Origin of the sequence: Micromonospora sp. LOL_015 (genome assembly GCF_048060275.1) — a bacterium.
GTDB lineage: Bacteria > Actinomycetota > Actinomycetes > Mycobacteriales > Micromonosporaceae > Micromonospora_E.
This window is the reverse complement of the sequence record NZ_JBHMIO010000003.1, coordinates 231,971-251,346: the sequence shown is the minus strand read 5'-3', so window position 1 is coordinate 251,346 and position 19,376 is coordinate 231,971. Positions and strand designations below refer to the sequence as shown.

Below are 19,376 nucleotides of genomic sequence, written 5' to 3'. Positions count from 1 at the left end.
TGCGGGCGGTGACGCTGCGGTACGGGCCGCAGGATCGCTCCGACTGGTCGCGGCAGGTCGCTACCCTGGCAGACGCGCTGGCGTACGGTGGCGTCCGGCCGGCGGGTGGCGGTTCGGCAGACAGACGGTCCGGTAGGCGACATGGGAGGAGCGCGCCGTCGTGATCTTCAAAGCGGTGCGGGACGGTCGTCCTTACCCTGAGCACGGTCTGACCTTGAAGCAGTGGGCGGAGATTCCGCCCCGCCCGCTGCGGCTCGATCAACTGATCACCACCAAGCGGGAGCTGGCGCTGGACAAGCTGCTCGCCGAGGACTCGACGTTCTACGGCGACCTCTTCCCGCACGTGGTGCAGTGGGACGGCGGTCTCTACCTGGAGGACGGCCTGCACCGTGCCCTGCGGGCCGCGCTTCAGCAGCGCAACCAGATCCACGCCCGGGTGTACCTGCTCATCCAGCAGCGGGCCGCCGGCTGACCTGCCGGCCCGGCCCGATTCGTCCGCCGGGCGCGATGATCCGCCGGTCGGCTCCGGATGCGGTTGTCGTACCGGGGCCGTACGGTGAATCCAGACGTCCCGGCGGTGGGCCGGCGTCTGGTGAGGACGGTGATGTGGATGTCCCGTAGCGGCGATGTCAACACTCCTACTCAGGAGTTTCCGGAGTATCCCGAGGGTTCGCCGGAGCCGGCCAGGCCGGTCGAGCCGGCTACGCCGCCGGCGGAGTCCGGCGGACGTCGGCGCGGGCTGCTCGGGCTCGCCGCCATCGTCGGCCTGGTCGTGGTGCTGCTGCTGTCCTCCCAGGCCGCCGGGTTGCTACCGAACTGGCGCAACCCCTTCGCCCAACAGGAGACCGATCGCACCCAGCCGCCGGTGCTGCAGTCGATCCAGGATCTCAGCCGGTTCGTCGCGGCGGAGGGCAACTATCAGGTCGTCGTCGACCTTGAGCAGGACCGACGGTACGTGCCCGATTTCCTGCTCAACGAACGAACCCTGTTCGTCGGGGTCGGAACGGTCGAGGCATACGTCGATTTCGGGCAAATTGGCGAGGAAGCCATATCTACCTCTGAGGATGGTCTTTCTGCGCAGATCGAGTTGCCGGCCCCACAGTTGACCGACGCGGATCTCGATCTCGACAACAGTTATGTCTTCGCCGAGGAGCGTGGCCTGCTCAACCGTCTCGGTGAGGTGTTCGGCGGTGACCCGAACCGGCGGCAGCAGGTCTACCAGTTGGCCGAGGACCGGATCACGGCCGCCGCCCGGGAGAGCGGGATCGCCGGGCGGGCCGAGGAGAACACCCGCAAGATGCTGACGGGGCTGCTGCGCTCTCTGGGATACGAGGAAAGCTCAGTCACCTTTGTGGCGCCATAGCTATTTCTGTAGGCTGAAACCGCCCGTGAAGGGTGGTGATCCGCCGGACCGAATCATCCTTCGGCCCAGCGTTTTCTGTCCGGGGGTGGGCACTCGTTCCGCGTGGGTCGCGCTAGAGTGCAGTCGAGGGTCGGATCCGCAGAAGCAGCGGGCCAGAAAATGAAATTGACTCATGACTGGTACGGCGGCCTGGCTGTGGTCAGTCTCTAATTCGGGGGTGCACCCGTGGCGCGTTCGGTGCGCAACGACGAGGTCGAGGTCACTGTCCTTCTGCCGTGTCTGAATGAGGCGGAGACGCTGGAGGTGTGCATCCGCAAGGCCCGCCGGTCCCTCGACGAGCTCGGGGTCCGGGGCGAGGTCCTGGTCAGCGACAACGGCTCCACCGACGGCTCACAGGAAATCGCCGTACGCGCCGGTGCCCGGGTGTCGCACGCCCCCATGCGCGGCTACGGCGGAGCACTGATCAACGGCGTCGAGCAGGCCCGCGGTCGGTACGTCATCATGGCCGACGCCGACGACTCGTACGACCTTTCCGACCTTGGACCTTTCATTCATGAACTGCGGCGCGGTCGGGACGTGGTGATGGGGAACCGGTTCCGTGGCGGTATAGCCGACGGTGCGATGCCGTTTCTGCACCGCCATCTCGGCAACCCGGTGCTCTCCTGGCTGGGTCGTCGGCTGTTCAACCTGAATGTGGGTGATTTTCACTGCGGGATCCGTGGGTTCAACCGGGACCGGGTCCGGCAGTTGCAACTGTGCATGCCGGGCATGGAATTCGCCTCCGAACTGGTCGTCCGGGCCGCGCTCAACGGCTACGACATCACCGAGGTGCCGACCACCCTGCGCCCCGACGGCCGGAGCCGGCCACCCCACCTGCGGACCTGGCGGGACGGCTGGCGTCACCTGCGGTTCCTACTGGTATTCGCCCCCCGGAAGATGCTGATCTGGCCCGGTGCGGTGCTGTTCACGGTCGGCCTGATCGGCACCGTAACGTTGGCCGTCGGCCCGTTGGTCGTCGGCGGGATCGGTTTCGACGTCAGCACCCTCGTCTACACCTGTCTCGCCATGCTCGCCGGCGCACAGTTGTTGCTCTTCGGGGCGTTCGCGCTGATCTACGGCAGATACGAGGGCATCACCGACCTGCGACAGTCCGACCGGTGGAGCCGGTACGTCAGACTGGAGACCTGCACGGCCGGCGGGTTCGCGTTGATCCTGCTGGGTCTGGCCGGCACCATCCTGGCGGTCGCCACCTGGGGTGCGACCGGCTTCGGCGCCCAGGACGCGAGTGAGACCATGCGGGTAGTGCTGCCCTCCTCGACCGCGATCGGCCTCGGCGCGACACTGATCTTCGCCGGGCTCTTCTCCAGCCTGCTCAGCCTGCGGCGGGTCTCCGTCGCCGTGGCCGATCAGCAGATCTCGGAGCCCGGCCCGCTGGTCGCCAGCACCCACTGACCGAGACGGCCCGCCGATGCGCGACATAGCCGGCGCGCGTCACGACAACGAACGGTTCCGCGGAGCACCATGACTGTCGAGACATCCCCGGCCGGCGCTGGCGAGCCGTCCGGCCGGGAGGTCGGTTTGCCCGGCCGGGGGTCAGGCTCGCAAGGCCGGACGGCATCGGGCCGGATCCCGGTGCAGGACAATCCGGACGGATCTCGTAGACCGGAGTCAGCGCCAGGGCCGGGGCGGCCCCGGGCCAGCCGGTTGCCGGCACTGGCCGGCCGGCCGGGGCTGCTCGCCGTACTGACCTGGCTGGTGGCCACACCGGTGGCGGTCGTGCTGCCGTCGGTGGCGCGCGCCGACCCCTTCACGGTGGCCGGTCGGGCGCTGCCGGTCGCCAGTGGCCTGCTCCTGGTCTGCCTCGGCGGACTGGCCGCTGCCGCCGTCCAGCGATGGCAGCCCACCGCGATGCCGGCGCTGGCCGGGGTCAGCGCCGGCCTGGCCTCGGCCTGGCTGGCGCTGATCCTGCGGGCCGCGCTGTACGGCACCCCGTTCGGCTTCGGTGGCCTGTCCGGGGACATGCTGCGGATGACCGCCACCGCCACCCGGTACACGGTCACCGTGGCCAGCGCGGACACCACGGTGCCCGGGCTGCCGTCGGAGTACCCGCCGCTGTACGCCTGGTTGGTCGGCCGGGCGGCGGTGCTGCTCGACCATCCGGCCTGGCGGTTGCTCGGCGCCGCCGAGGTGCTGTTCGTCTCGGCGTCGGTGCTGGTCGGTTTCCTGCTGTGGCGCCGCCAGGTGGGTCCCTGGGCGGCGCTGGCGATCTCCTGCGTGGGGGTGCTGGCCTGGTCCGACCCGCGGAAGGCGTACGAGGTCCTCGCCTTGATGGTCTTCATCCCGTGGGTGCTGGAGACCTTCACCCGTCCGCCTCGCAGCCGGCTGCACTGGCTGGCCTGCGGGCTGCTCGGGGGTCTGCTGGTGGTGCTCTACCAGGCCTGGCTGGTCTACGGGGCGCTCGGCCTCGCGGTGATCGTCGGGTTGGCCTGGCGGGCCGAGCCGGACCGGTGGGCGTACCTGCGGCGGCTGCTGCTGGTCGCCGCGGTCGCCGCCGTCTCGTCGGCGTGGTACGTGCTGCCGTACCTGTGGGCGTTGACCACCGGCGGCGGCGGACAGCTGGTTTCCGACCTGTTCGTGTCGCCGTACTACCTCGACAATCTGCTGCCGTTTCTGGAGCGGGGCGACCTGCCGCTGCGTGGCCTGCAGCTGGCCGGCCTGGTGGGCTCGGTGTGGCTGATCCGGTCGACCTGGTGGGCCCGGCCGCTGCTGCTGATCGCCGCCGGTGCGTTCGCCTACCGGCTGCTGTCGCTGGTGCGGTTCGTGCTGACCGGGCACACCGCCTTCGCGCATTACACGGCCCGGCTGTACGGCGTCGTACTGGCTGTCGCCGGGGTGCTGACCCTGGTGCACGCGGTGCCGCTGCTGCTGCGCCGGCTGCGGATCAGTCCGCCGGTCGGGCTGGCCGGCGTGCCGCTGGCGGTGCTGCTGGCCTGGGCGGTGCCGGTCTACTCCACGAACTGGATGCCGGGCACCGACGGTTCCGGTTCGGGGTACGCGGCGGCGGCGCACGCCGAGCCGCTGCCCGGCGGCGGCTATCCCCGGTACGCGCCCGACACCGGCCGCGCTGACTGGTTCCCGGTCGAGCCGGTTCGTCGAGCGGTTGAGCAGGTCATCGGGCCGGACCCGGACCGGGTCACCCTCAGCGTCGACGAACGGCTTTTCTCGTACCTGCCGTGGCCCGGCTACCTGAGCAACGACCGGACCGCGGCGGGCACCCTGTCCCGGTGGGACGAACGCCGGGCCGAGCTGCGCGATCTGGCCGACCAGGAGGACCCGGCGGCGTTCGCCGCCGAGTCTGCGGCGACCGCGTTCGGGCCGATCGACATCTTCGTCCTGACCCGCGACGGCGACGAGCTGGTCTGGCGGGACCTGCAATTCCATCGCGACCAGTTCGACCCGCGCTACTGGGTGGTCCGCGACGACCTGCCGGGACAGGTCGTGGTCTCGATCCGTCGGTGACGGGTCGTCAGCGGTCCCTGATGGCGGGCGCTAGCCGGGGACGGGGCGGTCAGTACGACGTAGCGAGGTTGCGGTCCTCGTTTGGCATCACGATCCACAGCGCCAGGTAAATGATCACCTGGGTGCCGGGCAGCAGCAGGGAGAGCAGGAAGATCAACCGCACCATTCCCGCTGAGATGCCGAACCGTTGGCCGAGCCCGGCGCAGACGCCGGCAATCATCCTTCCGTTGCGGGGACGTACCAGTTTGCGGCTCATCGGACGCTCCTTCGGGTGTCGTTTGCTGGCCGGTCTGCCACGTTCCACGGTAGGTACGCCGGGAGGCGGCGACCTCGGTCCACGGACCGATTCGCGGCGTGGCCCCCGTACGGCGTTACCCTGACTGATTCAAGATCATTCAGGGAGCCATGCCGAGGTGGCGTCATCTCACGGACGTGCGAGCTACCCGCTTTGTTCACCGACTGCTAATCTTGCCGGCGTTGCCCACGCCGACGGTGCCCCTACTCGCGTCGGTGCGCTCGGGCGACGCCACCCCTCTGAGCGCCTCGCGCGCTCGTCTAGACGGAAGCGCGCGAATGTGACACTGGCGATCCTCATTTCGGCGGACCGGGCTTCTGCTACCCCGGCCAGCGTTGATTCCGGAGAGTTGCGTACGGTAAGTGGATCGTCGCTCAATGGGCATCTCCGGGAGCAGCTCGTGGCTGCCGGCGCCGACGAGGTGTGGCCGACGGAAGCAGCCGGCGTCGCCGACCTTGTTGAGCAGGCCATTGGACCGGTCCTGCTGTGCGCCACCGACGTGGTCGCCCACACCGAGGCGATTCGACTGCTCGCCGTGGCGCCGGCCGAGACGACCAGGGCGATGCTGCTGCCCGCTGTGGACGGCTCCGGCGGTGGTCGGGTCGCCGCAGTCAGCGCGCTGCGTGGTCGTATCGTCGCCGTCACCCCCGATCCGGCCACCACCGACCGGCTTCCGCTCTTCGGCGGCGTACTGCGGGTCGGCGTCGGTGACCTGCCCGCGTTGGCCACGGCGGCCCGGGCCGCCGCCACCCGGCGACTGCCTCCGGGTACCCACCCGCTGGACGCGATCCTCGCCGAGTTCGTTGCCGGCGGCGCCGCCGTCGGGGCGTACCCGCTGCGTCACCTGGTGGCCCGGCGGGTCGCCGATCAGGTCGAGCTGTCCAACGCCGAGGCCCGGATCCGTGCTGTCGACCCCGATCAAGCCCGACTGCGCCTCGCAGTCAAGGAACAGGACGACCTGTTCGCCACCTATTTCGTGAGCAGCTGGTCACCAAGGGTTGTGAAGCTTGCGGCGTGGATCGGGTTGAGCCCGACCGGGGTCACCGCCATCTCGGTCGCGTTCGCCGCCGCCGCCGCGCTGTTGTTCGCCGTCGGTGACCGGCCGCTGCTGCTGCTCGGTGCGGTTCTGCTCTATCTCGGCTTCGTGCTCGACTGCGTCGACGGCCAACTGGCCCGCTACACCGGCCGGTTCAGCGCGTTCGGCGGTTGGCTGGACACCATCGCCGACCGGGGCAAGGAGTACCTGGTCTACGCGGGGCTCGGCGTCGGTGTACACCAGGCGGGACTGGCCGGTGGGTGGGCGGCCGACGGATGGGTGCTGGCCACCGCAGCGATCGTGTTGCAGACCGTCCGGCACATGACCGACGCCTGGTACGGGGCGCTGCACGACGAAGCCGCCCACCGGACGCCGAGCCGACCGGCCACCGGCGCGTCGGCGGGCGGGGTCGGCGGTCGGCTCAGCCAGGTCTCCGATCGCGTGCTCGCCGGGCCGCGCTCGCCGATCTACTGGGCGAAACGGACCATCGTCTTTCCGATCGGCGAGCGGTGGGCACTGATCGCCGTCACCGTGGTGCTGTTCGGCCCGCTGGTCAGCCTGTGGGCCGTACTCGGCTGGGGGATGCTCGCGGCCATCTGGACGGCGGGCCTGCGGACCCTGCGGGCCCGGTCGATGCGGGTCCCGGTACTGGCGGCGGTGGACACCGCGAATCACCGTGACGACGGTTTCCTGGCCGGTCGGATCGCCAATCTGCGGACCGGCCGGTCCCCCGCCGGGCAGTTGCCCCTCGCGGTGGCCGCCGCCGGGACAGCCGCGATCCTGTTGGCCCTGACCACGACCGGTGTGCTGTCCGGTGCCGGCGCTGTCCTCGTCGGCGCGGCGGCCCTGCTGGCGGCCGGCTCGGCCAGCGCGGCCCGGCCGGCCACCGGCGCGCTCGACTGGCTGGTGCCGGCGGCGCTGCGGGCGGCCGAACTTCTCTTCGTCGTCGCGGCCGGCGTGGTCGCCGGCGTACCGGCCGCGGTCACCTACGGACTGCTGCTGATCCTCGCCCTGCACCACTACGATTTGACCGCCCGGCTGGAGAAACGGCTCGACGGACCACCGCTGCGCCGGTGGAGCCTCGGCTGGGACGGCCGAGTACTGCTGCTCGCCGTCGCCGCTGCCGGACCGGCGCTGGTCGCCGCCGGGCTGCCCACGACGGTCACCCCGGTCGCGGTGACCACCGGTGTGGTTGCCGCGTTCGCCGGCTACCTGATGCTGCACTTCCTCGTGACCGCGGTCGTCGACCACCGACCGTCGGCACCGGGTCGAGCAGCGGACCACCGCCCGCCGGGCGCCGTCGCCCGGGTCCCGGCACCCCGCCGGCCGCCGGCCATGCCGGCCGGTCCGGCTCCCTCCCTCCGCCCCGCCGGCCGCTCCGCCGGCACGATCGCAGGTGATGACCGATGACGTTGATCAGTATCGTTGTGCCGGTGTACAAGGTGCAGGGCTACCTGCGGGAGTGCCTTGACTCCATCCTCGGGCAGTCGTTCACCGACGTCGAGGTGATCGCGGTCGACGACTGCTCGCCGGACACCTCCGGGCAGGTCCTCGCCGAGTACGCCGCCCGCGACCCCCGGCTGACCGTACTGTCGCTGCCGGCCAACGTCGGTTTGGGCAAGGCCCGAAACGCCGGCCTGGACGCGGCGACCGGCGAGTACGTCTGGTTCCTGGACAGCGACGACTGGCTGACCGACGGCGCGCTGCGGGCGGTCGCCAACCGGCTCCGCGACACCACGCCCGACGTGCTGATCGTCGACCACGTGCGGGTCTTCTGGAACAACTACCAGGCGGGTAGCGCGCTGCGCCAGGCGTTCCCGACCTCGCCCGGTGCCGAGGTGTTCAACGTACGGACCCGGCCAGAGACGCTCAAGGTCCTGCACACCGCCTGGAACAAGGTCACCCGTCGGAAATTCCTGGTCGATCTCGGGCTGCGGTTCGAGGCGGGCTGGTACGAGGACGTGTCGTTCACCTTCCCGCTGCTGGTCGCGGCCGAGCGGGTCACCATACTCGACCGGGCGTGCGTCAACTACCGGCAGCGCCGCACCGGGGCGATCACCCGGACCCGCAGCGCCCGGCACTTCGAGATGTTCGACCACTGGGGCAACACCTTCGACTGGTTGGATGCCCGCGGCCCGCAGGCCGACCCGGTCCGGCCCGAGCTGTTCGGTCTGATGATCTCCCACTATCTGATGGTGCTGGGACACGGCGGTCGGCTGCCCCGCGAGCTGCACCGGGAGTTCTTCGCCCGGGCCCACGCCGACTACCAGCGGCGGCTGCCGGCCGGCGGTTACCCCGAGCCGGACGGCGTGGAAGGGCTGAAGCGGCGGCTGCTGGCCGCCAACCGGTGGCGTACCTTCGCCGCGTTGCGGGCCGGCCAGCAGGTCCGCAAGAAGCTGCCCTCGGTCAGCCGACGGTTCGGCCGGCCGGTCAAACGGCGGCTGATCAACCTGGCCCGGGCCGGCCGGCGGGTGTTGCTGCGTGGCTACTACCGGCTGCAGCTGCGGCTGCCGATGGACCAGTCGCTGGCGCTGTACGCCGCGTACTGGTATCGGGGCTACAGCTGCAACCCGGCGGCGATCCACGCCAAGGCGGCGCAGATCGCCCCGCAGATCAAGAGCGTCTGGGTGGTCCGTCGGGACCGGGCCTCGAGCATGCCGCCCGGGGTGCCGTACGTCATCGCCGGCACCTGGCGCTACTACCGGGCCCTCGCCCGGTCGAAGTGGCTGATCAACAACGTGAACTTTCCCGACTACGTGCGCAAGCGGCCCGGTTCGGTGCACGTGCAGACCCACCACGGCACGCCGGTCAAGGTGATGGGCCTGGACCAGCAGCGGCACCCGATCGGTGCCACCTCGATGAACTTCTCCCTGCTGCTGCGCCGGGTGGACCGGTGGGACTACAGCGTCAGCGCCAACCACTTCTCCACCCAGATGTGGGAGCGCGCCTACCCGGCCGGCTTCGAGTCGCTCGACACCGGCTATCCGCGCAACGACCGGCTGGCACTGGCCACCGACGCGGAGGTGGCCGCGGCCCGAGAGGCGCTCGGCATCGCTCCCGGTGAGCGGGTGGTGCTCTACCTGCCGACCCACCGCGAACACCAGCCCGGCTGGCGGCCCGACTTCGACGCCGACGCGTTCGCCGAGGTCCTCGGCCCGGACGCCTGGTTGCTGATCCGCAGCCACTACTTCCACGACCGGCAGCGGACCGGCCAGGCACCCAACGCGCCGGCCAGCGGTCGGGTCCGGGACGTGTCGGCGCACCCGGTGGTCGAGGACCTGTACCTCGCCGCCGACGTGCTGATCACGGACTACTCGTCGGCGATGTTCGACTACGCGATCCTGGACCGCCCGATTGTGATCTACGCGCCGGACGCCGCGGCGTACGCGATGACGCGGGGCGTCTACTTCGACATCACCGCGGAACCCCCGGGAGCGGTCGCCACCACCTTCGGGCACCTGCTGGACGTGTTCCGTACCGGGGCGGTCGACGACGACGCCGCGGCCAAGGCCCGGACCCAGTTCCGGGGGCGGTTTTGCCACCTCGACGACGGGCACGCCGCCGAGCGGGTGGTCCGCCGCGCGCTGCTCGGCGAACCGGCACCGCCGGCGGCCAGCTGATGCCGGGTGGGGGCGGGCGACCGGCGGTGCCGGTTAACTGTCGGTGCGGCGGGAGGTCAGCCGCCGCTGCCCGGTCCGTGCCGTCTGCCATGCCCGGCGGAGCAGGTTCCGGCTCTGCCGGGCACCCATCTCGGACAGCCACTGCGGGCTGCGGGCCAGGGTGCCGGTGGTTCCGTCGGTGACGACAAGCGTCGGCCCGGCGGCGCCCGGCGTCAGCCAGAGCACCCGGGTGCCGACCCGGGTCGGTCGGGTGCCGAGGGTGCCTCGGCCGCCGCGCTCCGGCCCCGGCGGTACGGCGTACTCGCGGCCGCTGTCCCGGACGACCAGCCGGACCGGGTACCGGCCGGAGGCCAGTTCGCCGACAGTCAGCCGGCAGGACCAGCGCAGGTCGTTGCCCTTGCGGTACTCGACGGTGACCGGTTGGCGGAGCAGCCCGTCCCCGATCTCCAGCAGCAGGTCGGAGCGGACCTGACCGGGTTCGCCGTCGATGCCGGCACAGCGCACCGTGCCCTGAACGGTGACCGTCGGACCGGTACCCGGCCCGCTGCCGCGCAGGCCCTGCACACTGACCGTCACCTCAGAGACCCGCAGCAGGTCGCGGTAGGTGTCGAAGTCGGGGTGCCCGAGGTACGGCTGGCCGGCGTGCACCCGCAGCGGTCGGCTGGAACGCGGCCGGCGTACTGTCGCGGCGTCCTGCTCGTAGATCGCGACGGCGCGCAACCCGGCCCCGGCGTTGCCGACGAACTCGCTGGCCACATCGATCGGGAGGTCCTTGAAGAGGCTGTGCATCCGGGCGGTGAACTCGGCGAGCTGATCGTCGTCGCAGCCGGCCGCCGCCCGCCACGCGTAGTGCAGCTGCATGTAGGCGATCCACCGGTACACCGCTTCGCGGTCGTCGGAGCGCAGGTCACGCACCTCGTCGGCGAGCCGCTCGATGATGGTCAGATGCTGCATGATCCGGGCCGGCTGGCTGCGGGAATCCATCAGCGAGGAATTGTCCCCCCGCTGCCGGTAGAGGTAGCTCAGCCGGGGAGTGAGGATCGTCCGGGGCGACCTGGCCAGCAACGGAATGGTGAACAGCACGTCCTCGAACGCGGTGCCCTCGGTGAACTTGACGCCGACCGTGTCGACCAGATCCCGGCGGAAGATCTTGTTGCAGGCCGACGGGTTGCCGACCAGGTCCGGGGCGTGCGCGATGTGCTCGACGACCCGTTCACCGATGAGCAGTTCACGACGCCAGGCGGGGTTCGGCCGGGGCGGCAGCCCTTGCATGTCGCCGACGGCGATCGCCGCCTCGTGGTGGTCGGCGAGCCCGGTCAGGTGACTGAGCGCGCCGTCCGGGTAGATGTCGTCCGAGTCGAGAAATGCCAGGTAGCGGCCGGTGGCGAGGCGCACGCCATGATTGCGGGCCGCGCCGAGCCCGGCGTTGTCCTGCCGGACGTAGCGCACCGCGGTGGCCTGACCGGCGTACCGCTGGGCGATCTCGGCTGATCCGTCAGTCGAGCCGTCGTCGACCACGACGACCTCGATCAGGTCCCGACCAGGCTGGCGTTCGATGGATCCGAGCGCTTCCGCGAGCCATTTCTCTGTGTTGTAGACCGGCACGACGATGCTGACCGTCGGGGATGGCACCGCGTTCACCTCACGTCACGACTGGGTAATCTGGATCGGTGACCCTGATTCGTAGAGTACGTCGCGTGCTGCGCCCGGCACGGCGGATGGTTGGTCGGCTACAGCGCATGGCCGGCCGGCCAGCGGCGCAACTCTACAGCCCGAACGTTACCGCGAGCGACGTTCGTCTTCTCGTCGGCGTCGCCGAGCGCAAGGGTGATCGTCAGGGCGTAACGGCGGCCCTGCTCCGGCTGGTGCAGCGCGGGGCGGCGAACGAGACCGAGCAGCGGCGGGTCCGGTCCGTCGGCGTCGGCGCTCCGGCCCCGGTCGCCGACCCGCCGCCCGCGGGTCGACCGGGCGGCGACGCCGTCCGGCTCACCCTGCACCGACCCGATCCGGCAGCCCCGATCGAGGCCACCGTCACCGGCCGAGCCGCACCGCTTTCGTACTGGCGTCCTGCCTGGGCAGGGCTGCCGTCCGACCTGCGAGACCAGCTCACCGCCAGTGTCCTCACCCGACTCGCCGCGACCGGCGGCGTCACCGAGGTGCGCGCCGACGACCCGGCCAGCACATCCGTCGCCCGAGCGGTCGCCGCCGGCACCGGCGCACGATACGGTGGGCAGCCGTGATCGTTCCCTGGCGCCGTGGCACCTCGGCCGGACACCTGCTTGACGACGCGCTGAGCGCGCTGGCCGCCGCCGACTGGTCCGACACCGACCGCCCCCCGGTCGCCTGGCTGCACTGGCCGGTCGACACGGCCAATCCGTACCAATCGTTGCTGTACAGCCGGTTCTCCCAGCACAACCTGACGCCGATGCGGGTCCGCCGGCTCGACCAGCTGGACAAGCTGCTGCCCGCACTGCCCGACGGCATCGGCCGGGTGCTGCATGTGCACTGGCTCTACGACGTCACCTCCGGTTGCACCACCACCGGCCAGGCCGAAGCTGCGGTCGATGCCTTCGCCAAGCGGCTGGACACCCTGCGCGACCAGGGCGTACGGCTGGTCTGGACGGTGCACAACCTGCTTCCGCACGAGACCGTGCACCGGGCGACCGAAACCCGGCTGCGCCAGGTGATGCTCGCCGCCGCCGACGTGGTGCACCTGATGCACGACAGCCACCTCGACATCCTGCGGGACACTTTCGGAGCCGAGCCCCGACGCGTGGTGTTCGCCCCGCACCCCACCTTCGCCGGCGCCTATCCGGACTGGGTGGACCGGCCCGCCGCCCGCAGCCATCTCGGCATTCCGCTCGGCGCCCGGGTGCTGGTTACCTTCGGGCAGGTCCGGCCGTACAAGGGGCACGGCGACTTCCTTGACGCGCTCGACGTCGCGGTCCGGCACGACCCGCGGCTGCGCTGGCTGGTCGCCGGCAAGGTACGCGAGGAGGCCGGCGGCCCCGAGTTCATGCGCCGGGCCGCCGAGCACCCGGCGGTGATCTTCCATCCCGGCTTCGCGCCCGACACCGACGTGCAGTACTTCCTGCGGGCGGCCGACGCCGCCGTCTACCCGTACCGGTCGTCGCTGAACTCCGGCGCGCTGGCGCTGACCGCCGGATTCGGCCTGCCGGCGTACGTGTCGACCGGCACTACCGTCGGTGGTCTGCTGCCGGACGCCGCGCTGCGCCGGTTCGACCTGTCCGACCCGGACAAGACCGCCGAGACGATCACCGAGTCCGGTGGGGCCTGGGACCGTGCCGAGCCGGTCCGCGCGGCGGTCCGTGACCACGTCGAAGCCCTGTCTCCGGCGAAGGTCAGCGCCCGGTTCGCGGCCGAGTTGCGGCGGCACCTCGACCCGCTGGCGTGACAGGGCGCCCAGTGACCGGCGACCCTGCCGACTGGTCGCGCCGCCGGACTCAGCCGGCGCTGTACGCGTACCGGGCGGCCCGTTCGGCCAACCACAGCCACCGGCGCTGCACCGCCCCGCTGGTAGCGGCGACCATGCCGAGCGCGTCGGTGCGCACCCGGTCCAGCGCGACGGCGTCAGCCGCCGGGGCGTCGAGCAGCCCGGCGCCGTCGCGAAACGCCTCCGCCTCGGCCTCGCCACCGAAGCGGGGAGCGACCTCGTCGCGCCAGAAGTCCGCCCAGTCCAGCTCCGGGTTCCAGCTGAACCGGGCGTACGCCAGATAGCCGATCTCGTTCGTCGGGTGGTAGGCACCCGCCTCGCCGAAGATGGTCAGCCCCCGCATGCCGGCCACGCCGACCCGGGCCGCCATGTCGGCGTACAGCTGCGGCACCCAGGAGTGCCGCTGCCGGTTCCACTGCGATCCGGCGTGGGTACGCAGCACGTTCGTCGAGTGCGGTAGCGCTTCGACGTGCGCGGCGGTCAGCCGGTCCCGGTTGTCGTACCAGAATCCCCGGTTGACGCAGTACTGGTAGGCCACGTCGTCGGGCAGGTCGGCCAGCGGACGCTGTGCCGGCAGGTCGAAGATGTTGTCCCAGTAGACCTCGACCAGGTGCCGCAGCGGCACCCCGGCGGGCCCGGTACGCCGGGCCGTGTCCAGCAGCGTCGGGTAGACCGACCGCATCGCCTCGTACGACCAGGAGGTGCGTTCACCGCCGGTGCGCCGGGTGCACCGAGCGCAGGCGCAACTGCCGTAGTCGCCGGTCTCGAAGTTGATCCCGCCCACCGGGATCGTCTCCAGCAGCCAGTCGACGGCGTCGCGATTCCAGGCCAGATTGTCCGGCTGCGACGGGCAGGCGGCCATCATGTACTCGCTGGCCGGGAAGTGCAGATCGCCGAACTCATCGATGTCAAAGCCAATCTTCTTCGGCAGCTCGGCGGCCAGCTCGGGGCGTTGCCGCAGCCAGGTCGCCAGGTTGTAGCGGTGCCGGCCGTCGAAGTAGATGCCGCCGTAGGCGTTGACCCCGATCCCGGCGATGATCCGCACGCCCCGCTCGTTGGCGTACCCGCACAGGTCGCGGGCCGCGTCGACACCGCCGTGCGCGTCGCGCAGCAGCCCGTACACGACGATCCCGCCGATCCGTTCCCGGCTGCAGAAGTCGACCAGTCGCCGGTAGTCGGCGCCGAACGCGTCGGCTGACTTGGCGTACGGGTTGAGCGCGCCGATCTCCTGTAGGCCGAGCTGGCGCAGATCCCAGTTGGTCGAGTGGTCCCAGGTCCACAGGGTGCGCAGTGCCAGCCCGGGTGCCTGCTCCCGTACCCCCACCGGGACCTGGCGTTCGGTGGCCAGCTCGGTCAGCTCCCGGGCGGCGTAGATCAGGCCGGCGAACGGGTCGCCGGTCAGCCGGACTCCACCGTCACCGGTCGCGTCCGCACCCGGCCCGCCACCGGCCGGAACTTCGATCCGGTAGGTGCCCTCCGGCAGCGCCGGGTCGGCGTCGAGGTGCACCGGCACCCCGTCGGTGGAGCTGCCGAAGGTCTCGGCGAGCAGCCGGGCGGCGTACGGCGCGGATTCGGCACCGCGTACCTGGACTCCGGCGATCCGGCGTAACTGCGACATGTCTACCTCCCGAGGGATTGCGGTGTGGCGGCCAGGTACTCGGCCACCTCGATGGCCGTCCACACCCCGTGCCGCCAGTACGGATCGGCCTCGCACACCGCGCGGGCGGCGTCAGCGTCGGCGGCCCGCACGATGAGCACCGACGCGCTCAGATCGGCGTACGCGCCGGCGACCAGCGCGGTGCCGTCGGCGAGCAGGGTGGCGACCCGGTCCAGGTGGGCGGATCGGTGCGGCCCGCGCCGCTGCGCCGCGTCGGCGGCGTACCTGACGGTGACCAGGTAGGTCGGCTCGAATCTCACGCGTCACCGCCGATCGCTTCGAACAGCCGCTGCATCGCCACCCGGTAGACCGTCTGCGGGCGACCGGCTCCGGTGCTGACGTGCACTCCGACCTCGTCGGCGTAGCCGGCGGCGCGCAGCGAGTTGAGCAGCCGGCGTGCCGAGCGGGCCTCCACCCCGTACGCATCGGCCAGGCTGCGGGCGGTGACCTCGTTGGGGTCCAGCTGATGCAGCGCCTCCAGCAGGCGTCGGGTGGACAGCGGGCCGAGTTTGAGCTGCTCGGAGACGCGCAGGATGCCGGGCGCGGTCTCCCGCAGGCGCTGCTTGACCGGGCTCACCCGGGTGGAGTGGATCTCCCCGTCAGGGAAGACGACGTGGGTGTCGCCGCTGCCCCGGCTCAACGCGAGGGCCTTGCGGGCGTTGTCCTCGGCGGCGGCGATCGTCGTGCCGGCACCGAAGCCGACGGTGTGGCCGCCGTCGACGCCGCGCAGGGTGAGCAGGGAGGCGTGGCCGGCCCGGTGACGGGCGAGGGCGCTGTCCACGGTGCCCCGGGTGGTGGTGATCACCATCGTCCGGTCGTCGATCATGCTGAGCCGCCCGCGCATCCGTTCGGCGTGTTCCAGCAGCGCCTCGCGCAGCCGCAGCCGCTGCCGTTCCACCTCGTACGGGTCGTGCCGGCGGCTGGCCGGCTCGGCGAACTCGATCATCATCACGGCGATCTGGGTGGCCCGGGACTGCCGGATCTCGGCGGCCAGCCAGGCGCGGCGCAGCGCGTCGCGCACCGACGCGCGGGTGTGCTCGACCCGCCAGACCGGCACGCCCGCCTCGCGCAGGTCGCGGTGCACCGCACCGAGGCAGGTCAGGCAGGCTTCGACGGCACCGGTGGCGTACCGGTCGCGGTGGTAGGCGGTGACGTCGTCGAGGGTGGCGTAGAGCAGTCCGGTCGAGTCGGCGATCGGCAGGATCTCGGTCGGTGCGGGCACCTCGATGTCGTGGTACGTCTCCCGTACCACCCCGGCCTCGATGGTGTCGACGCTGACCGTCGGCAGCTGCCCGCCGGTCGCCAGCAGCATCCGGGACAGGGTGCGGTAAAGGTCGATGCCGCCATGGCGGATGTAGTCGACCTCGGCGCGCAGGTCACCGGCGGCGGTGGCGAGCGCGTGCGGGATCCGGCCGGTGAACAGCAGTACCTGGCAGAGCTCGTCGAGCTCGCGGGCCAGTTCCGGGGCCTGCTCCGGCCGGGCGTACGCGCGGCTGGTGAGTTCGCCGGCCCGCCCTTCGCCGGCGGCGACCTCCTGGACCAGCCGGATGGAGTCCTCCGGCCCGATGATGCCGATCATGTGTTGCTTGCCTCCACGTCGTCGCCGGCTTGCGGGCGGGCTGCTCAGCCAGGCCGTTCAACCGGTGTAGACGGTGCCGGTGATGCTGGCCGACAGTGGTGCCGCGAGCAGCACCAACGCCGACGCCACATCTTCCGGCCGGCCCAGGTCGGCTTCGATGTCGGCGACCCGGCCGGCATCGACCCCGTTGGTCCGCGCCTCGTCCAGCGAGCGGCGCATCAACGGCGTGTCGATGTCGCCGGGGCAGAGCGCGTGCACTCTGACCCCCCGTGGGCGAAGCTGGCGGTCCAGGGTCAGTGCCAGGCCGTGCAACCCTCCCTTGCTCGCGCCGTAGGCTACCGACCCGGAGCCGGTGAGCACGCCCGCCTTGGAGCCGACCAGCACCAGCACCCCGGTGCCGGCGGCCAGGTGCGGGACGGCGTGCTTGGCGACCAGGAACGGCCCGGTCAGGTTGACCGAGAGCACCCGGTGCCACAGCTCGATCGGCACACCGGTCACATCCAGGCCCTGGCCCTGCATGATCCCGGCGACATGCAGCACCGCGTCGATGCCGCCCCAGGCGGCGGCGACGCCGCCGAACGCGTCGGCCACCTCAATCTCGACCGTGACGTCGACCTGACGGGAGTAGGCCGTGACACCGAGGTGGCGAACCTGTTCGGCGGCGCGGGCCGCGCCGGCTCCGTCCGCGTCGATGACGGCGACCGCGGCGGCGCCGGCCGTGGCGGCGGCCCGGACGGTGGCCAGCCCAATGCCGGAGGCGCCGCCGAGCACCACGACCCGCCGTCCGGCCAGCACGGGCGCCGTACCGCTGGCCGGTGTGGCCGCCGCCGGATCCTCCGCCGGCGGGGTGTCCCGGGCGTCGCTGGTCACGCGCCGACCGTCCGGCGCACGGCGGCGGCCACGTCGGCGGCCTCCGGCACGACGGCGGCCTGCAACGCCGGTGCGGCCGGCATCGGCACATCCGGGCAGGCGACCCGGGCGATGGGGGCACGCAGGTCGGCGAAGCACTCGGCGGCGGCACGGGCGGCGATCTCCGCGCCGAAGCCGCCAGTCAGGTTGGCCTCGTGGGCCACGACGAGCCGGCCGGTACGGGCCACCGACGCCGCGACGGTGTCGAAGTCGAGCGGATTGAGCCAGCGCAGGTCGATCACCTCGGCGTCGATGCCGTCGTCGGCGTGCAGCTGCCCGGCGGCGTCCAGCGACGCGGACACCATTCGGGACCAGGCGACCACGGTGACGTCCGCGCCGGGGCGGACCACCCGCGCGCCGCCGACCGGCTCCACCGCCGCGTCGGTGCGGACCTCGCCCCGAGTCGGGTACAGCATCCGGGCCTCGCCGACGACCACCGGGTCGTCGCTGGCCACGGCGGTACGCAGCATCTGGAACGCGTCGTCCGGAGTGGCCGGTAGAGCCAGCCGCAGCCCGGGGGTGTGCGCGAAGTACGCCTCCGGGGAGTGCGAGTGCTGGGCGCAGGCACCGGGGGAGTAGCCCTGCTGCATCCGGATCACCAACGGCACCCGCCACCGGCCGTTGCTGGCGTAGTGGATCGTCGGGATCTGGTTGACGAACTGGTCCATCGCGACGAACGAGAAGTCGGCGTACATGATCTCGGCGATCGGCCGCAGGCCGGTCATGGCCGCGCCGAGCGCCATGCCGAGGAAGCCGGACTCGGAAATCGGGGTGTCGAAGATCCGTGCCGAGCCGAACCGCTTGTGCAGCCCCTTCGTCGCGCCGAACGGTCCGCCGGGCAGGGCGACGTCCTCGCCGAAGTAGATGGTGTCGTCCCGGCTGTCCAACGCCCAGGTGAGGGCGGCGTTGACAGCCTGGATGTAGCGCAGGGACTCAGGCATGGACATGCTCCTTGACGGTCGCCGGGTCGGGCAGCGGCGTGGTGCGGGCGGCGGCGACGGCGGCTTCGATCTCGGCGTCCACCTCGGCGTCGATCGCGTCCAGGGCGGCGGTCAGCGCCGCGTCGGCGGCCTGCCGGATACGGGCGAGGGGTTCACGCTGACGGGCGGCGGCGATCTCGCCGGCCGGCCGGTAGTGCTGGGCGTCGCCGCTGTAGTGCCCGACCAGGCGTTCGGTCATCGTCTCCACGATGGATGGGCCGGAGCCCTCGCGGGCGCGGGCCACCGCCTCGTCGACGGCGGCCGCGACCGCGTCCGGGTCGTTGCCGTCGACGACCCGACCGGGTACGCCGTAGCCGGGTGCCCGCTCGGTGAGCTGGCGTACTCGCACCATGTCGGAGATGCGCGACATCTCCGAGTAGACGTTGTTCTCCACGACGACGACCAGCGGCAGGTCCAGCACGGCGGCCATGTTGATCGCCTCGTGCACGTTGCCCTGGTTCATGGCGCCGTCGCCGATGCTCACCACCGACACCGCGCCGGAGCCAGTGCGCTGCGCGGTCAGCGCCGCCCCGGTGGCCACCGGCACCCCGGCGCCGACGATGGAGTTCTCGCCGACGAACCAGCGGCTCGGGTCCGACAGGTACGGCGAGGCGGCCCGGCCGCCGCACAGCGCGCTGTCGCGGCCCATCATCTCGGCGAACAGTCCGGCGAGGTCGACGCCGCGAGCAATCGCCCAGCCGTGGCCACGGTAGGTGGCAGTCACGTAGTCGCCGTCACGCAGCGTACGGCAGGCACCGACCGGGATCGCCTCCTGGCCGTCGCACAGGTGGATCGACCCCGGGATCTCGCCGCCGTCCTTGAGGGCGGTCAGTCGCTCCTCGAACCGGCGGATCCGGGTCATCGACCGGTAGTCGTCCGGCAGCCCCATCACACCCCCAACGCTCATTAGTCCCTTATTGAGGCTCGTTGAGAATGGAGCCTAGACCAGGGGCATCATGCTATG

16 protein-coding genes are annotated in these 19,376 nt (G+C 71.5%); 8 read left to right on the top strand and 8 right to left on the bottom strand.

Annotation, left to right across the window (positions count from 1 at the left end; genetic code table 11):
• The first annotated feature begins 160 nt into the window (after nucleotides 1–160).
• The 4 genes from ACFHWU_RS05255 (at nucleotide 161) to ACFHWU_RS05240 (ending at nucleotide 4,882) form a co-directional block, all read left to right on the top strand.
• On the top strand, nucleotides 161–472 hold the full coding sequence (locus ACFHWU_RS05255; protein ID WP_416551139.1) for a type II toxin-antitoxin system VapB family antitoxin: 312 nt from the start codon (nucleotides 161–163) through the stop codon (nucleotides 470–472).
• A gap of 138 nt (nucleotides 473–610) precedes the next feature.
• The gene (locus tag ACFHWU_RS05250; protein ID WP_416567848.1) at nucleotides 611–1,363 is read left to right on the top strand and encodes a DUF4230 domain-containing protein; all 753 of its coding nucleotides are present in this window, start codon (nucleotides 611–613) and stop codon (nucleotides 1,361–1,363) included.
• A gap of 225 nt (nucleotides 1,364–1,588) precedes the next feature.
• On the top strand, nucleotides 1,589–2,815 hold the full coding sequence (locus ACFHWU_RS05245; RefSeq protein ID WP_416551141.1) for a glycosyltransferase family 2 protein: 1,227 nt from the start codon (nucleotides 1,589–1,591) through the stop codon (nucleotides 2,813–2,815).
• A 252-nt stretch (nucleotides 2,816–3,067) separates the two neighbouring features.
• Nucleotides 3,068–4,882: an arabinofuranosyltransferase gene (locus ACFHWU_RS05240; protein WP_416589926.1), complete on the top strand. Its 1,815-nt coding sequence runs from the start codon at nucleotides 3,068–3,070 to the stop codon at nucleotides 4,880–4,882.
• Between the two features lie 49 nt (nucleotides 4,883–4,931).
• Here ACFHWU_RS05240 and ACFHWU_RS05235 read toward each other — a convergent pair whose 3' ends face one another.
• Nucleotides 4,932–5,138, bottom strand: a complete 207-nt coding sequence (locus ACFHWU_RS05235; RefSeq protein WP_123607371.1) for a PspC domain-containing protein — start codon at nucleotides 5,136–5,138, stop codon at nucleotides 4,932–4,934.
• 439 nt (nucleotides 5,139–5,577) lie between these two features.
• Here ACFHWU_RS05235 and ACFHWU_RS05230 point away from each other — a divergent pair, with 439 nt between their 5' ends.
• Nucleotides 5,578–7,623 (top strand): DUF5941 domain-containing protein, encoded by a 2,046-nt coding sequence (locus ACFHWU_RS05230; RefSeq protein WP_416589925.1) that lies wholly within the window; start codon nucleotides 5,578–5,580, stop codon nucleotides 7,621–7,623.
• Nucleotides 7,620–9,833 carry a bifunctional glycosyltransferase/CDP-glycerol:glycerophosphate glycerophosphotransferase gene (locus ACFHWU_RS05225; protein WP_416589924.1) on the top strand — a complete coding sequence of 738 codons (2,214 nt, stop codon included), beginning with the start codon at nucleotides 7,620–7,622 and terminating at the stop codon, nucleotides 9,831–9,833. The genes ACFHWU_RS05230 and ACFHWU_RS05225 overlap by 4 nt, the downstream gene beginning before the upstream one ends.
• A gap of 33 nt (nucleotides 9,834–9,866) precedes the next feature.
• On the opposite strand, the gene ACFHWU_RS05220 is transcribed toward ACFHWU_RS05225, so the two are convergent.
• Complete coding sequence (locus ACFHWU_RS05220) at nucleotides 9,867–11,465, bottom strand: glycosyltransferase family 2 protein (protein WP_416589923.1); 1,599 nt, start codon at nucleotides 11,463–11,465, stop codon at nucleotides 9,867–9,869.
• A gap of 65 nt (nucleotides 11,466–11,530) precedes the next feature.
• On the opposite strand from ACFHWU_RS05220, the gene ACFHWU_RS05215 reads away from it, so the two are divergent.
• Nucleotides 11,531–12,073, top strand: a complete 543-nt coding sequence (locus tag ACFHWU_RS05215) for a hypothetical protein (protein ID WP_416567846.1) — start codon at nucleotides 11,531–11,533, stop codon at nucleotides 12,071–12,073.
• Nucleotides 12,070–13,248 carry a glycosyltransferase gene (locus ACFHWU_RS05210; RefSeq protein WP_416551147.1) on the top strand — a complete coding sequence of 393 codons (1,179 nt, stop codon included), beginning with the start codon at nucleotides 12,070–12,072 and terminating at the stop codon, nucleotides 13,246–13,248. Before ACFHWU_RS05215 ends, ACFHWU_RS05210 begins: the two co-directional genes overlap by 4 nt.
• Before the next feature lie 49 nt (nucleotides 13,249–13,297).
• Here ACFHWU_RS05210 and ACFHWU_RS05205 read toward each other — a convergent pair whose 3' ends face one another.
• The 6 genes from ACFHWU_RS05205 to ACFHWU_RS05180 are packed head-to-tail and all read right to left on the bottom strand — an operon-like array spanning nucleotide 13,298 to nucleotide 19,301.
• A complete protein-coding gene (locus ACFHWU_RS05205; RefSeq protein WP_416551148.1) occupies nucleotides 13,298–14,905 on the bottom strand; it encodes a hypothetical protein in 1,608 nt (535 codons plus the stop codon).
• Between the two features lie 2 nt (nucleotides 14,906–14,907).
• Nucleotides 14,908–15,204, bottom strand: coding sequence for a YciI family protein (locus ACFHWU_RS05200; protein ID WP_416551149.1), 297 nt, complete (start codon nucleotides 15,202–15,204; stop codon nucleotides 14,908–14,910).
• Nucleotides 15,201–16,523 (bottom strand): hypothetical protein, encoded by a 1,323-nt coding sequence (locus ACFHWU_RS05195; RefSeq protein ID WP_416551150.1) that lies wholly within the window; start codon nucleotides 16,521–16,523, stop codon nucleotides 15,201–15,203. The genes ACFHWU_RS05200 and ACFHWU_RS05195 overlap by 4 nt, the downstream gene beginning before the upstream one ends.
• A 57-nt stretch (nucleotides 16,524–16,580) precedes the next feature.
• A complete protein-coding gene (locus ACFHWU_RS05190; protein WP_416551151.1) occupies nucleotides 16,581–17,393 on the bottom strand; it encodes an SDR family NAD(P)-dependent oxidoreductase in 813 nt (270 codons plus the stop codon).
• Complete coding sequence (locus ACFHWU_RS05185; RefSeq protein ID WP_416551152.1) at nucleotides 17,390–18,373, bottom strand: alpha-ketoacid dehydrogenase subunit beta; 984 nt, start codon at nucleotides 18,371–18,373, stop codon at nucleotides 17,390–17,392. The genes ACFHWU_RS05190 and ACFHWU_RS05185 overlap by 4 nt, the downstream gene beginning before the upstream one ends.
• On the bottom strand, nucleotides 18,366–19,301 hold the full coding sequence (locus ACFHWU_RS05180) for a thiamine pyrophosphate-dependent dehydrogenase E1 component subunit alpha (protein ID WP_416589946.1): 936 nt from the start codon (nucleotides 19,299–19,301) through the stop codon (nucleotides 18,366–18,368). Before ACFHWU_RS05180 ends, ACFHWU_RS05185 begins: the two co-directional genes overlap by 8 nt.
• Nucleotides 19,302–19,376 lie beyond the last annotated feature (75 nt).